The 14,450-nt window shown below is 65.9% G+C and carries 12 protein-coding genes; 4 read left to right on the forward strand and 8 right to left on the reverse strand.

Going from position 1 to position 14,450, the window contains the following annotated elements:
* Positions 1–86: 86 nt before the first annotated feature.
* Genes ACSC1W_RS17155 through ACSC1W_RS17165 form a run of 3 tightly spaced genes read right to left on the reverse strand, consistent with a single transcriptional unit; the run spans position 87 to position 4,130 of the window.
* Positions 87–1,580: a sulfatase-like hydrolase/transferase gene (locus ACSC1W_RS17155; RefSeq protein ID WP_435348868.1), complete on the reverse strand. Its 1,494-nt coding sequence runs from the start codon at positions 1,578–1,580 to the stop codon at positions 87–89.
* A complete protein-coding gene (locus ACSC1W_RS17160; protein WP_435349080.1) occupies positions 1,577–2,698 on the reverse strand; it encodes a glycosyltransferase family 4 protein in 1,122 nt (373 codons plus the stop codon). The genes ACSC1W_RS17155 and ACSC1W_RS17160 overlap by 4 nt, the downstream gene beginning before the upstream one ends.
* Before the next feature lie 19 nt (positions 2,699–2,717).
* The gene (locus ACSC1W_RS17165; protein WP_435348869.1) at positions 2,718–4,130 is read right to left on the reverse strand and encodes a sugar transferase; all 1,413 of its coding nucleotides are present in this window, start codon (positions 4,128–4,130) and stop codon (positions 2,718–2,720) included.
* 306 nt (positions 4,131–4,436) lie between these two features.
* Here ACSC1W_RS17165 and ACSC1W_RS17170 point away from each other — a divergent pair, with 306 nt between their 5' ends.
* Entirely contained in the window at positions 4,437–5,921 is a 1,485-nt protein-coding gene (locus ACSC1W_RS17170) for an O-antigen ligase family protein (protein WP_435348870.1), read from the forward strand.
* 37 nt (positions 5,922–5,958) lie between these two features.
* Here ACSC1W_RS17170 and ACSC1W_RS17175 read toward each other — a convergent pair whose 3' ends face one another.
* Entirely contained in the window at positions 5,959–7,125 is a 1,167-nt protein-coding gene (locus ACSC1W_RS17175) for a glycoside hydrolase family 26 protein (RefSeq protein ID WP_435348871.1), read from the reverse strand.
* A gap of 178 nt (positions 7,126–7,303) precedes the next feature.
* Between ACSC1W_RS17175 and ACSC1W_RS17180 the strand changes: the two genes are divergently transcribed.
* Positions 7,304–8,293: an NAD-dependent epimerase/dehydratase family protein gene (locus ACSC1W_RS17180; protein ID WP_435348872.1), complete on the forward strand. Its 990-nt coding sequence runs from the start codon at positions 7,304–7,306 to the stop codon at positions 8,291–8,293.
* A 69-nt stretch (positions 8,294–8,362) separates the two neighbouring features.
* Here the strand turns inward: ACSC1W_RS17180 and phaC are convergent, their stop codons facing one another.
* The 3 genes from phaC to ACSC1W_RS17195 all read right to left on the reverse strand — a co-directional run bounded on the left by phaC (position 8,363) and on the right by ACSC1W_RS17195 (position 12,240).
* Entirely contained in the window at positions 8,363–10,030 is a 1,668-nt protein-coding gene (gene phaC / locus ACSC1W_RS17185; RefSeq protein ID WP_435348873.1) for a class III poly(R)-hydroxyalkanoic acid synthase subunit PhaC, read from the reverse strand.
* A gap of 154 nt (positions 10,031–10,184) precedes the next feature.
* Complete coding sequence (locus ACSC1W_RS17190) at positions 10,185–11,402, reverse strand: CBS domain-containing protein (protein WP_435348874.1); 1,218 nt, start codon at positions 11,400–11,402, stop codon at positions 10,185–10,187.
* Between the two features lie 193 nt (positions 11,403–11,595).
* Positions 11,596–12,240, reverse strand: a complete 645-nt coding sequence (locus tag ACSC1W_RS17195) for a phosphoribosyltransferase (RefSeq protein ID WP_435348875.1) — start codon at positions 12,238–12,240, stop codon at positions 11,596–11,598.
* 140 nt (positions 12,241–12,380) lie between these two features.
* Here ACSC1W_RS17195 and ACSC1W_RS17200 point away from each other — a divergent pair, with 140 nt between their 5' ends.
* Positions 12,381–12,848 carry a DUF7992 family protein gene (locus ACSC1W_RS17200; RefSeq protein ID WP_435348876.1) on the forward strand — a complete coding sequence of 156 codons (468 nt, stop codon included), beginning with the start codon at positions 12,381–12,383 and terminating at the stop codon, positions 12,846–12,848.
* A 6-nt stretch (positions 12,849–12,854) separates the two neighbouring features.
* Here the strand turns inward: ACSC1W_RS17200 and ACSC1W_RS17205 are convergent, their stop codons facing one another.
* Entirely contained in the window at positions 12,855–13,820 is a 966-nt protein-coding gene (locus tag ACSC1W_RS17205; RefSeq protein WP_435349082.1) for an AIR synthase family protein, read from the reverse strand.
* A 133-nt stretch (positions 13,821–13,953) separates the two neighbouring features.
* On the opposite strand from ACSC1W_RS17205, the gene ACSC1W_RS17210 reads away from it, so the two are divergent.
* Positions 13,954–14,403 carry a universal stress protein gene (locus ACSC1W_RS17210; RefSeq protein ID WP_435348877.1) on the forward strand — a complete coding sequence of 150 codons (450 nt, stop codon included), beginning with the start codon at positions 13,954–13,956 and terminating at the stop codon, positions 14,401–14,403.
* The last annotated feature ends 47 nt before the right edge of the window (positions 14,404–14,450 follow it).

The raw sequence follows: 14,450 nt of genomic DNA on the forward strand, positions 1-14,450 counted from the left end.
GAACGAGTCTGCCGCTGTCTGTACGGGGCTGACGCCGATGGTTGGAGCAGCGTTTGGGTTCGGTGCCCACGTTTGTCGTGTCGAGTTCATAGATATCCGAGTCGTTCGAGTCTCGCCGAAACGACCGCGTCGGCTTCACGGGAGTGTTCACCTGTCAGCCACGTCTCGTGCTCGGCGCCGACGTCGACCACCCCGCCGGTGGCGACGAGTTCGCGACCGCCGTCGACGAGTTCGTATTCGGCCCGCGTGATCTCGGACTCGTCCCAGGGCGATTCGTACACCACCTGCCGGTCACCTTCGACGAGTCCTATTCTGCGCACCGCCAGGGCGTCGACGCGCTCGTCGTCGTATTTCTCACGGAGCCTCGACACGTTCCACGTCGGCCCGTCCGCCGCGATGACGACGGCCCCGTCAGTGAGACTCTCCCGTCGAATCGCCGCGGACAGTTCCGTGCCGGAGGTGACCGATCGTTCAGTGACTCCCCCGAGCGCCTTCGAGAGGCCAACCCAGTTGACGGGTTTCGAGACGGTTCGAGACTCCTCCCACGCTTCCGGGAGTTTGACGTAGAGGGGTACCTGGACCCCGTGGGGATGGAGCGACGTGTGATGGCCGACCATGCCTTCTTCACCGAACAGTTGTCCGTGGTCGCCGGTGACGACGATCAACGCGTTTCGTCGCACGTCGTCGGCGAGGCGCTCGACCCATCGACGCACGAGCAGGTCGAACTGTCGGACCTGGGCCTCGTAGATTCGCTCTCGCCTCTCGAATACATCGTCCCACGTATCGAACCGGGTCTGGGCGTCCGACGGTGGCCCGTCGTTCGCCTCGAACAGGTACAGTTTGTTGTCGTCGAGCGTCGAGAGGGCCTTCCGTTCGTCGCGAGACACGGACAGTCCGAGTTCGCTTGCGGCGGGTTCCGGGGGGACGCTGTGTGGGTTGTGGGGGTCGAGGAGGTTCACGAACGACAGCAGTGGGCCGTCGCTGTTCCTCTGCACGTACCGGTCCAGATGTGAGAGTACCCGGTCACCGTTGTGTGGGTACCTCGTGTCCATCCGAGCCAGTGCATACGATAGCGGTGCGAACGCGCTGTTGACGGCGTTCTTGACTGGGGCGGTCGACTGGAGTACCGACCGCACCGCCGAGAGCGCGTTTCCGACAGTGACGTCGTCGACGGCGTGCTCGATGGCGAACTGCGAGAGGAACAGTTTGGAGTCGACGAAGTCGTCGACGAACGCCACGCCGTTGTGGAAGCCGTAGTGCGTGCTGAAGGTGGGGTTCTCGCTGAACAGCGACGTCCGGTAGCCAGCCCGTCGGGCGGCCTTCGGTAACGTCGCCTGCCCGTTCGAGAGCGAATTCCCACGGCGGGTGACGCCGTGCTCGATCGGTGTCTGTTGGGAGTACAGCGACGCGTGGGAGGGGAGCGTCCACGTACTCGGGGCGTAACATCGCTCGAAGGTGAGGTCGGCGAACTGTCTCGTGAACGGCATCGTCTCCGCCGTCGCGGTCGCAGCGCGCAGACAGTCCCCGACGATGACGAAGATGTGCGGTCGGGTGGTCGAGGTATCGTGTTTCCTGCTCATGGCTTCGTAGGATTCGTGGCGTGCTCGGTCGCGGGGACGTCGAGTCCCCGGGTGGTCTTCCGGACGGTCTGGTCCCAGTCGTACCGTTCGTCGAGTCGATTCCGTGTCCCGTCCGTCCTCGACGCGAGCGCCCGTGAGATTGCGCCAGCGAACCCCGAGACGTCACCGACGGGGACGGTCTGGCCGCACCCGTCGACTATCGCACGGATGTGTTCGAGGTCACTCGCGACGACCGTCGTTCCCGACGCGCGCGCTTCGAGGACGGTCCTGGGGACGCCCTCGGCCCGACTGGGCAGTACGAGGACGTCCGCACTGCGGTACACCATCGGCATCTCGTCGTACGGGAGATGCCCGAGGAACACGATTCCGTCGCCGAGTTCTTCCCCGGCACGGCGTTCGAGTTCCTCGCGAAGGGGGCCGTCGCCGCAGACGTACAGCGTCGCGTCGGGGTGGTCGTCTCGGACCGTCAGGGCGGCCTCGACGGCGTCATGTGGTCGCTTCCCGTCGACCAGACGGCCGACGAACAGCAGCACCGGCCCGTCGGCGTCGACCAGGTCGCTCTCCGGTCCGTCCGGAGCGAACCGTTCGGTGTCGATGCCGTTGGGGACGACCCGGATCCTCGACGTGACGCCGAACTCGCGCAGGCGCTGCCTGTCGACGTCGGTGTAACAGAACACCACGTCGGCCTGGTCGAACGTCCACCGACCGACGGTCTTCAGGTACGCCCGGAAGACCCACTCGGGTGCCGTCTGCGAGTACAACCCGTGGTTCGTTATCGCCAGCGGGACGTCGCCCAGTCGGCGCTTCAGGGCCGCGAGGTTCGTCGAGAAGTAGAGGTGCGAGTGCGCGTGGACCACGTCGAACTGGTCTGCGTGACGCAGGTACTCGGCCACGCCCGCCGAGAGGTCGTTCCCGATGACGGAGTGGGTCGGGTCGTACCGGACGACCGTGTAGCCGTCGCGCTCCTCGTGGTGTGGGAGGTCCGGGTCCTGTCGCACCGTCACCACCGTCACGTCGTGACCCATCGCCGCCTGGTCCCGGCTCATCGCGTGGACGTGGTACGGTGCACCGCCTTTCACGTCGGGATACGTCTTCTGTGCGACGCGGAGTATCCGCAACCGTTCCGACGTCGGTCCATCAACCATCGTTTCTCACCGGTTCGAACGGCGTCCGGCGCCGCAGGAGTTCGAGCGTATCCGTGACTACCAGCCGGATCTGGGCGAAGACGATGCGACAATCGTACAGGAAGGCTTGCCGTCGGACGTACGCGAGGTCGAGTTCCAGCTTTCTCCGACCCTCGGTGCTCGTCGCGTCCTGTATCTGTGCCAATCCCGTCAGTCCCGGCTTGACGTGCCAGCGCTTCGGCCAGCCCTGGACCTCGGCGTTCAGAAGGTACTCTTCTTTGACCCAGGCGGCTCGTGGGCCGACGACGCTCATGTCGCCGGACAGGACGGAGAGCAGTTGGGGACTCTCGTCCAAATGTGTCTTGCGAAGGATACGTCCGATGCGCGTGATACGTTCGTTCTCCTCGTCGTCGCTTGGCGTCGGGACCTCGCTCTCGGGTACCATCGTCCGGAACTTCAGGACCGTGAGCGTTCCCCCGAGTTCCGAGGTCCGTCTCTGCCTGTAGAACACCGGTCCGCTAGAGTCCAGCTTGACCAGCATCGCGATGAGGACGAACGCTGGCGACAGGAGAACCAGCCCGGCGGTCGCGAACGCGACGTCGAACGCGCGTTTGGCGAGCCGGCTGTACCACGGCCACGGTTCGAGTTCGACCTCCACGAGGTCGCCTGGTCCCTCGTCTGCTATCAGGAGGCGGTTCCGAAGCGATTCGTGAGCGAGCACCTCGACGCCCAGGTCGTGGCAGTTCTTGAGGACGCCGAAGCACTCCTGACGGTCCGCTTCCCGGAACGCGAGGACTACGGTGTCGACGTTGGACTCGCGCAACACGTTGCGGAGACGCGAGAGGCCGCCGATTCGACTCGTCTCTTCTATCAGGTCCTGGGGACGAACCAGCTCACCGCCGTCCGTCGTCGGGCGCGACCTGTCCAGTCTGTCGACGTCCGGGGCGGTCTGTCCCGCCTGGTTCGGTTCTGCCCGGGTACTTGCTAGCTCGGTCCCGAGCGCCGGGGAGAGGTACCCGATCGGTCGGACCGGTAACGAACGGATCGAGTCCTCGATCAGCGACGGGTCGTCGCCGACGATGGTTACCACGGGCTCACTCTCGTGACGGCTGAAGACGCTGAAAACAGCGACCAGAACCAGGACCAGCGACCCTGCAGACAACAGGAGGACCTCGGGTTCGGGGACGAACGTCGCACCCAGATAACCAGCGATTGCCAGTGCCGAGACCCCCGCAATGACGTGTTTCGTTATAGATTTCAATTGTGCTATCGGTCTCGCAGGCGATGACCCGTACGTCGGCAGCAGTGCGAGCCCGAAGACGACGACCGTCGGCACCAGCACGTGTGCCGTCTCTCGCGTCCAGCCCACGACCAGAACCGTGAGGACTGTCGCCAGAGCAGTTATCCAGCGATGTGGTCTCTTCATTGAATCTGCTGCTTCATCAGACCACCGTACTCAGTATTGTAATGAAGAAACAAAAGTCCATATTCTACAGATAACCAGTTGGAAAACAGGGTTAGGTGGGTTATACGGTGAATCCGTTCGGCGAGTACCGGAATGCAGACACTGTTTTCTGGTAACTAACCGTCGGACGATGGGCTTCCGTCTCCGACAGTGTTCGAACGCAGCTGTGGTTCGGTCCTCGGTCTCGAACGCGCTATCGAAGGTGACCGTCCGTCGGCGTAATGCGCCGATTTACTATTCCGCTTCCTGCGCTCGAACTACGAAGAGATGCAGTCGAACGAGGTAGCGGAGAATACGGAGTTCCCGGACGCGTTCCGGCTCGAATCCGCCGTGAGCGCGTTCGTCTACGTGGCGTTGAGTACCCTCCTGGCGGTCACGTTCCTCGGGCAGGCCAACGGAACGTGGGACTTCTTCGCCGGGTGGCGAATCGCGACGCTGTACCTGCTGTTCGCCGTGCTGGTGGTCAGTCGTCACCACTTCTTCTCCGACACACGGACGGCAGAGCGCTCGCGGAACTACGTGCTGGGACTCGTCGCCAGCGTCGTCCTCTTCGAGATACTCTTCCGGTCACGGTCGCCCGGTGTCGGCCTCGGCTGGTTCAGGCCGCTCGACTACGCCGTCGTCTTCGTCCTCGTTCTCGCTGCAGTTCTCGTCTATCCGGACTACGAGCGGTTCAGCACGACGCAGCTGGCGTTCGTCGGTTGCTTCTCGGTCCTGGTCGGACTGTTCTTCTATCACTCCCTCGGGGTCGACCCGAACCTGGCGGCGTCCCGGTGGCCCATCTGGGCCAGTTTCGTCGCAGCCTGTAACCTGCTCGTCGTCCCCCGGTTCGTCTCCGAGCGCGCGTACCTCTGGGTGGTCGCGGGGCTATCCGCACTCGCGACGACGCTCGGCCTCGTGGCGGTCGTCGGGGGCGGGTACACCCTCCTGTTCTTCGACGTCGTGCCGTACGGGTCCAAAGCGCTCCCGTTCACGGGGGTCGAACTCCCGGTCGTCCGGTCGCTGTTCACGAATCCCAACATGCTCGGGCTGGTGACGTTCGCCGGGGCCACGGCCTCGTTCGTGGAGTTCCGTCGCGCCGTGGCCGACAGACGCTGGGCGCTCTCGGTAGTGGCCGCTTCGCTGTTCGGTCTCACGAGCGTCGGTCTGGTGCTCTCTTTCAGTCGGGCCTCCTGGCTCGCCGCGACGGTGACGCTCGGGCTGTACCTCGCCTACGAGTTCTTCGATAGGAGTGCCATCCCGACGGTGACGCTGGTCGGCGGAGTGCTGACCCTGGGCCTCGTCGGGACCGTCTACACCGGCGTACTCCCGATCGACCCGAGTCGACGCTTCGTCCTCTGGCAGGCGACCATCGACGCGTACACCGCGTCGCCGTCGCTCCTTGGCGAGGGCCACATCTCCACGAGCCAGTTCATTGAGCCGTACCTCCCCGCCGAGTTCGACGGGACCAACTCTCCGCACAACTCGTATCTCTCGATACTCGTTCGGATGGGGCTGCTCGGGTTCGTGGCGTACGTCGCGCTCGTCGTCGGGGCCATCGTCCACGGAACGAGCAGGTACCAGCGCGTGAACGTCGCCATGCTCGCGATGACGGTCGGCTGGAGCGTCCACCAGTTGTTCGAGGCCTACACACTGGTCCAGTGGACGACGCCGGCGGTCCTCGCGACCATCCCGCTGGGATACCTCCTGTTCGGAGACCGTACCGGGCCGCCGAACGCACCGGACCCGACGGACGGCCGGAACCAGTCGTGAGTTCCAGGGGCGTCGACCGGTCGGGGGCGACGACGCTCTAGAAGTCGCCCGCGAACTCCTCGTCGGTCAGGAGACGCGGGTGGTCCGGATACGCCGTGAGCACTCCGGGCTCGTTCATCGCACGCTGATAGGCGGGGTAGACGGTGTAGGACTGCCCGTCGAGCGAGACCGAATCGGTGCCGTACTCCGACCCGAAGACGGCCCAGTCCGTCTCCTTCGTCGAGTTGAACCACAGCGACATCTTGACGTCGGCCCCGGTGAAGTACTCGAAGACGTCCGTGATCCACTGGCTCTTCTTCGACGGGTCGTAGTCCCCGTCGACGGTCTCGGAGGAACACCCGAACTCGGTGACCGCGATGGGCCTGTCGCTGATAGACCGGAGCAGGTCGAGTTTCTCGGTGTACACCTCCTCGGGCGGACTCCAGACGCCCCAGTTCGCCCAGTTGTAGCCGTGGAGGCCCGTCCAGTCGACGTACTCGTCGCCGGGATAGCACGCCTCGACGTCCACGTCGCGCGTCGTGTTGTCGATGGTCCAGATCCACTGGACGTGGCTCCCGGTCAGTCCCGCGTCGGTGACGAGGTCGTGGACGTGTCGCCACATGTCGACGAAGTCCGCCTCGGTCGTGTCGCCGGTCGCAGGGCTCCACGGGCTCCAGTCGCCGTTCATCTCCGGCGCGAGGTTGAGGTAGAGTCGCCTGTCGGGGACCTGGCTGTTGCGCGCCCAGTCCGCGAGCGCGTCGGCCCAAGCCTCGATTCGGCCGTCGTGCTCCCCGTTCGCCACCTCTCGGGTGACGTTCGCCGACGTCCCCTCGTGAGAGCCGAAGAACGGCTGCCAGAACAGGTGCGGAACGTGTCCGCGGTTCCACAGCGTCTCGAGGAGGCTGTAGACGTACCAGCGGATGTCGTCGTCGGAGATACCGATGTCGACGAACTTGCCGACGACGAGCGGCCGTTTCTCCAGCCAGCGTTCTAGCAGTGCCAGGCGCTCCGTCCCCGCCTGGGTGGGCGTCAACCCGAACAGCATCGTTCCGTCTCTAGGCTCCGCGTCGAACGTCGTCTGTGTCCCTGGGCCATCCCTGTCTGCCGGCCCGTCGGTGAACCCGTCGGACTCTCCGTCGCGTATCAGAGACGTGTACACGCCGTAGCTGCCGACTCCGGCGACGCCGACACTTCCCATCACTTTGAGATATCTTCGCCTGTCCATGGCAGAGACGTCCGACAGACCGTCTATTGTTAGTCGGTGGCTTTGACCACTGCAGGACGTGCAATACCGTCGCTACCGAGTTCGTTTCGTTCGAGACAGTCTCGTTAGGTTTCGGCTAAGGGTTCCGAATTTATGTACACGGACGCTTACAATTATCCAGTCTGTCTTCCGTCGGTTCATGCACATCCTCGTCACCGGTGGTGCAGGGTTCATCGGCGGGCACCTCTCCGAGCGGTTCCTCCGTGAAGGACACGACGTGACAGTCCTCGACAACATGCACGAGTTCTACGACCTCGGTATCAAACGGCACACCATCGAGGTGTGCGACTCTGTCGCAAGCAGGACAGACGGGAGCTTCGAGTTCGTCGACGGCGACGTCCGCGACGAAGAACTCGTCTCGGAACTGGTCGAGCAGGCGGAGTACGTCTACCACCAGGCCGGCAGGGCGGGGGTCAGGACGTCGGTCGACGAACCGAGAGTCTACGACGACGTCAACGTCGACGGGACGCTCACCGTGCTGGAGGCTGCCCGCGACACGGACCTCGAACGCATCGTCATGGCGTCCTCGTCCTCGGTCTACGGCGGGGCGGAGGAGTACCTCCCGTTCAGCGAGGCCGACCCCACGACGCCGGTGAGTCCGTACGGGGCGTCGAAGCTATCGGCCGAACGGTACCTCTGTTCGTACAACGAGGTGTACGGGCTGCCGACGGTCGCACTGCGGTACTTCACCGTGTACGGGCCGCGGATGCGCCCGAACATGGCGATATCGAACTTCGTCTCCCGCTGTTACAACGGGCTCCCACCGGTGATATACGGGGACGGGTCGCAGACGCGGGACTTCACGTACGTCGACGACGTCGTCGGCGTGAACCTCGCACTCCTGACGACCGACGCGGCCGACGGCGAGGCGGTGAACGTCGGGTCGTCGGACCTGATAGACGTCCGGACGCTCGCCGAGATAGTCCGCGACCAGATCGACCCCGGACTGGAACTGCAGTACGCAGCGCGTCACGACGCCGACGCCGACCACACGCACGCCGACACGAGCAAGGCACGGGAGCGACTCGACTACCAGCCGACCTTCACCATCCGCGACGGTATCGCCCGCTTCGTCGACTGGTACGAGGAGAACAGGGACTGGTACGAGCCGATGGTGCTGTCCTCCTGAACGAAACTCGTCCCCGGTCGGTCCGTTCCGGGCCCTCTCCCGGTCGGCCCGTTCCGGGCCCCCTCCCGGTCACTCCCCATCCCGGTCGCCGCCCTCCTCGATGGGCTCCACGTCGACCACGTCCCGGGCACGGTCGATCCACCGTCGGGCCAGCGTCTTGCTCGCGTCGGCCGCCTCGGCGACGAGCGCTTCGTCCGCACCTGCCAGGGTCGTGACCGACTCGATGCCGGCCTCCCGGAGTCGACCGGCGTAGGCCGGCCCGATACCCTCGATGTCTTCGAGGTCGTAGGCCGCGGCGTGGTCGCGCTCTCTGACCGCGTCCTCGACCTCCGTGCGAAGCGCCTCGCCGACGTTCTCTATCACACTCGTCGTCGCGCCGTCGGCCGACACGACGGTGACGGCGATACCCTCCGGGCCGACGTCGAGGTCGACCGTCACGTCGAGGACGTCCTCGAAGAACGTCTGGATGGCGCGGGCGTCGTGTTTGACGACCGCCCGTGCGACCTCACCGTCTTCGTCTGCGATGCCGATCTCGAGTTCGCCGACGTCACCGACGGTCACGTCGGTCTCCACGTCGACGCCGAGGCTTCGCTCGATGCCCTCCGCGATGACGTCAGCGAGTGCGGGCCGGTCGGACTGGTCGAGGAACCACTCGGCGACCTCGGGCCAGACGTCGCGGTGGGCCCCGCTGGACATCGCGAGTCCGACGTGTCCGCTCGGGTACTCGATGGTCGTCACGTCGTCGCTGCCGACGACGTCGTTGAACGGCTTGCTCGCCGCCGGGGGGACGAGCGAGTCGTACTCGCCGAGTATCTGGAGCATCGGCATGTCGACGTTCGTCACGTCGACGGGGGTCCCGCCGACGACCAGTTCGTTCTCGTACAGGCGGTTGTGCTGGTACACCTCCTCGACGAACTCGGCGTAGACCGCGCCGGCGACGTCGACGCTCTCGGAGAGCCATCGCTCCATCCGGGCGAAGTTCTCCACGAAGTCCTCGTTCTCCAGTCGGTCGGCGAGTTGGACGTACTTCGTGACGTGGTTGGCCACGGGGTCCATCAGGTCGAAGCCCGCGTCGAGGAACTCGCCGGGCACGTTCCCGTAGGTCTCGGTCACCGTCCGGGGGTCGAAGTACGCCTCGTCGCCCCAGAGTTCCAGGACACCACCGGTGTCCTCGAAGTACAGGCCGGTCGCCATCAGTGCCAGTGCGTTCACCTTCTCCGGGTGCAGGGCGCTGTACATCGCCGACAGGGTGCCACCCATGCAGTACCCGAGCACGTTGATGGCGTCCCGGCCGGAGCGCTCGCGCACCACGTCGACGCAGTTGTCGATGTACCGGTTCACGTAATCGTCCAGTCCGAGGCTGGCGTCGAGCCGTGACGGTTCGTGCCAGTCGATGAGGTACACGTCGTGCCCGGCTTCCAGCAACCGACGGACGATGGAGCGGTCGGGCTGGAGGTCGAGGACGTACGGCCTGTTGATGAGCGCGTAGACGACGAGGACGGGGACCGGGTGCTGGTGTTCCGTCAGCGGGTCGTACCGGAGCAGTTCGAGCTTGTTCTCCCGGTAGACGACCTCGCTCGGCGTCTGTCCGACCTCGACGGACGAGACGTCCTCGAACCGGTCGCCGACGACGGCGGCCGTCCGAATCGCGTCGTTCGTGGCGTCCGTCACCGCTCGCTGTGCCCACAGGAACGCCTCGACCGGCGTCCGCAACTGTCTCTTGTCTTCCGCGGTCATGGTGGTGTCTCGTGTCGCATTCGTTCTGGGTCTCCGTCGAGGTCGGGTCGTCCTGTACTGCCCCCCGCTATCGAGGCTTCACGGGCGGTCGTTCGGCGTCCACCAGAAAAAGTGTCCCCGGCGGAATCGTCACGCTCCACCTGCAGGGGCCGACTTACTCCTCCAGCATCCACCCGAAGCGCTTCTCCCAGAACTCCTCGTCCCGGTGCTTCTTGCTCTGTCCGTAGGTCTTCGCGTTGCGAATCTGGCGCTCCAGGATGTCCTGTGCGTCGTTGAGGGCGTGGGACGCACCGTAGCCCTCCCCGGAGGCGATGTAGAGGCCGCGGTCGGTGTGCAGGCGCACCCGCGCGAGCAGGAGGGGCGTGCCACGGTGCTTCTCGTCGTGTTCGTGCAGGTGGACCTTCGCGTCGAGGATGGACATGCCGCCGTCCCTGCTGTCGAACTTGTCGACCATCGCGACCACCTCGTCGTAGGACACGTCGTCCAGCAGGTCGGCGCCGTACAGCTGGACGCCCCGGTTGCCGCCGGCCTCCCAGGTGAGCGAGTCGAGGACGTCGGTCTTCGTGACGATGCCGTACGGGTGGCCGTCCTCGGTGACGACGAGCGAGGACCCCCCTATCGCGAACATCTCGTCGACTGCCACGTCCAGCGTCTCGGTGGGGGCGATGGTCCGGACCGGCGAGACCATCACGTCGCGGACCGGCAGGTCGAGCACCCGGGCGAGTTCGCCCTCCCGGGCACCGAAGCCACCGCCGCGGGCACGACCGGCGCTCGTCGCCATCTGTCCGCCGAACGGGTCCGTCCCGCTGGCCTCGCCGCCCTTGCTCTGCTGTGCCGACCGGGTCGTGACGTCGACGACGTCGTAGAGACTGAGGATGCCGACGGCCGAGCCCTCCTCGACGACCGGGAGGTGCGTGATGTGGTTCTCTCGGAAGCGGTTGAGCGCCTCGCCGAACGACGTCCCGGGGTGGACCGTGACCAGGTCGTCGCTGGCGGCCTCGCGGACGGTCGCCGCGTCGAGGAACGGCTTGACGGCTTCGAGAACGTCGTCGACGGTGACGACGCCGACGAGTTCCTGTCCCTCGAAGACCGGCAGGACCTGCGAGTCGCTGTCTATCATCAACTGCGCCACCGTGCGGACGTCCTCGTCGGGTGCGAGACGCGGCACGTGCCACACCAGCGACCCGATCTTCTCGTCCGGCGGGTGGTGCGAGGTGGCGAGTTGTCTCCGGGTGACGACGCCCTCGAACTCGTCGCCGTGTACCACGACGCCCTTGACCGCGGGGTCCTCGAACGTCCCGACGAGCTTCGAGACTCGCGCGTCGGGGCTGAATTCTACGTAATCTTCCGAAACGATGTCGGCGATGTCCATGGCTATGAAGTATCTCTAGTTCCGTTCGTCCGTAATTCTATGCCACCAGAGTCGACAGACCACACTCGATACTTGGTCCGTTGCAGACAAGAACCCGCCGGTGATTCTCGGCATCTGGAAAGCGACCGGAAACCTGATACGGCCGCTCCCCTGTCCCTGCTGCGCGTGTCGGCCTCCGCCCGGACGGTCCCCGTCACGACTGCCACGCCAGGTACGACATCGCCGCCTCGTCCGACACCTGGTCGAACCGCTCGTAGAACTGTCCGACGCCCATGAAACTGCTCGGCGTCTCCAGACAGACCACCTCGTCGGCCATCTCGCGCAACTCCTCGATGGTGTCCGGCGGGCCGACCGGGACCGCCACGACGACGTGACCAGCGTCCGACTCGCGAATCTGCTGGAGGCAGGCCTTCATGGTCGACCCCGTCGCCACGCCGTCGTCCACGAGTACCACCGTCTCCCCGGCCAGGTCAGGTTCCGGCCGGTCGCCGCGGTACCGTTCGGCCTTCGTTCGGGCGCCCTCCTCCATCTCCTGTCGCGTCCGTTCGAAGTACTCCTCGTCGCTGGACCCACCCCGGAACGCCTCCTCGTTGCGCCAGACGCTCCCGTCGCTCGCGACGGCGCCGATGGCGTACTCGGGGTTGCCGGGCGCGCCGATCTTCTTCGCGACGACGACGTCGAGGGGAGCGTCGAGTGCGTCCGCGACGGCGCGCCCCAGCGGCAGGCCGCCGCGTGGGATGGCGAGTACGACGTCCGCGTCTATCCCGCGCTCGCTGAGTTCGTCCGCGAGGCGTTCTCCGGCCTCCGTCCGGTCTTTGAATCGACGAAAGTCGGGCACGGTGTCCCGATGAACTTGGGGCCGTATCGGTATGTAGTAACCGGAACGTATCACTCGACAGTCTGGTTCGGGTCGACGCCGCCGGGGCCGGGCGGCGAACGAGAGCCTGATTTATCCGCCTGGCCCACGAATCTCGCCTCATGGCGCTCGACGTCGAGAGTCCAGACCCACCCGACCTGACGAACCGCGGGTTGCCCCGCGAGTTCGAGAACATCGACTCCCTGGGGAACCAGAGCGACCTCCGTCGAGACGAACTGGAGGACGTCCTCCGGGACGGCGTTTGGAGCGAAGCCTTCCGCGAGTGGGCCGAGTACACCGACCTGACCGAGGCGGAGTACCGGACCATCCACGAGCACGGCCTCGTCGAAGAACTCGACTTCTACTGGGACCCGGTCGACGAACGACTCCGGTTCGAACTCCCGGTCGCCCCGGACGAGTGGTCCGAGCGGGAGGACCTCTGGTCGAGGGCCCGGGTGGAACTGGCAGACCTCGGCGACGCGGTCGTCGAGATGCTCGAAGACGCGTACATCGACTGGGGCGGGGACGGCACGTCGGCCTCCGTCTGGAGCGAGCAAGCCCTCGACGAGGAGTCACCGCCAGAGGGGTGACCGACGCTACTCCCAGAGGGCGTACATGTCGTCACGTATCGCCTCGGTGTAGGTCTCCTCTCCCAGAACGAGGGACGGTCGGTCCGTCTCGGTCGCCGTCCCGACGAAGCGGTGGGAGATTCCCGCCGCCTGCAACCGGTCGCTGACCTCGTCGGTCGCCTCGACGGGAACTGCCGCCAGCAGGGCACCCGAGCCGAACGTCCGAAGCGGGTCGACGCCGGCGGCGCGACAGAGCTGTCTCGTCTCGTCACGCACCGGAATCGCGGACGGGTCTACCTCCAGGGTCACGCCCGACGCGACCGCCATCTCGAGGAGGCCGTCGACGAGGCCGCCCTCCGTCGGGTCGTGCATCGCGTGGGCGTAGTCGGCGACGATGGCCGCCTCCGGCAGCACGCTCACGTCGTCGTAGAACGTCACGCCGCGCTCGACCACGCCGGGTCGGACGTCGCCACCGACGAGGTCCTCGAAGTCCGACGCCAGAATGGCCGTCGCCTCGATGCCCGCGCTCTTGGTCACGAGTATCCGGTCGCCGGGACGGGCACCCGACGTCGGGACGTACTCGTCCGCGAGACCGAAGCAGGTCAGCACCAGCAGTGGCGTCGAGCGCGAGGCGTCGTACTCCGAGTGCCCGCCCACGATGGAGACGCCGAGCCGGGTCGATTCCACGTCCAGTTGGGCGGTGACCTCGTCGAGGACCCCCTCGTCGGGGTCCGGAAGGAAGAGGACGGTCGTCAGCCACTCCGGGTCGCCACCCGAGGCGGCGACGTCGTTGCAGGCCACGTTCACGCCCAGCGTCCCGATGCGGTCGACGGCCAGCGATATCGGGTCGGAGTTGACCACGAGGACGTCGTCCCCGAGGCGAATCGCCGCCGTGTCCTCGCCGTAGGCTGGACCCTGGAGTACCCGGGGGTCCGACGCACCGGTCCGGGAGACGACGAGTTCTTCGAGCAGTTCCGGGGGCACTTTCCCTATCACGTTCGACCACTCAGGGTGTGGATTCTTAATGGTTCCCCGCTGGCACGATGGGTCGCCAGTCCGTCGAACCCGACCGGTCCCGCCCGTCGCGGAGTGGGTCTTTTTGGTCGCAGGAGTCCAACTAGACGGCATGAAGTTCCTCGTAGCGATGGACGGGTCGACCGAGGCCAGAGAGGCACTCGAATTCGCCGCCGACCTGGCCGTCGCCGTGGACGGGACGCTCACCGCGGTCCACGCGGTCGACCCCGACGTCTTCGAGAACGGCGGCAGCGAACCCATCGAGAGCCTGTCCGACGCCGACCGACGGCTCGTCGTCCAGAGCGTCGAGGACGCCGAGGACCGCGGCCTCGACATCCTCGAAGACGTGGCCGCACTCGCCGACGAACTCGGGTGCGACATCCAGACGGAACTGCTCTACGGCGATCCCGTGGCGGCTATCCCCGAGTTCGCCGAGGCCGAGGAGTTCGACGCCATCTTCGTCGGACATCGCGGCCGCTCCGCACGCACGGAGTCGATGCTCGGGAGCGTGGCGAAGGGACTCGTCGAGGGTGCGACCGTCCCCGTCACCGTCGTCCGGTGATGCGCCGACTGGTCGACGCGTCCGTCCGAACGCGTGACGTCGACGGC

Origin of the sequence: Haloarchaeobius marinus (assembly GCF_051207415.1) — an archaeon.
Classification (GTDB): Archaea; Halobacteriota; Halobacteria; order Halobacteriales; family Natrialbaceae; genus Haloarchaeobius.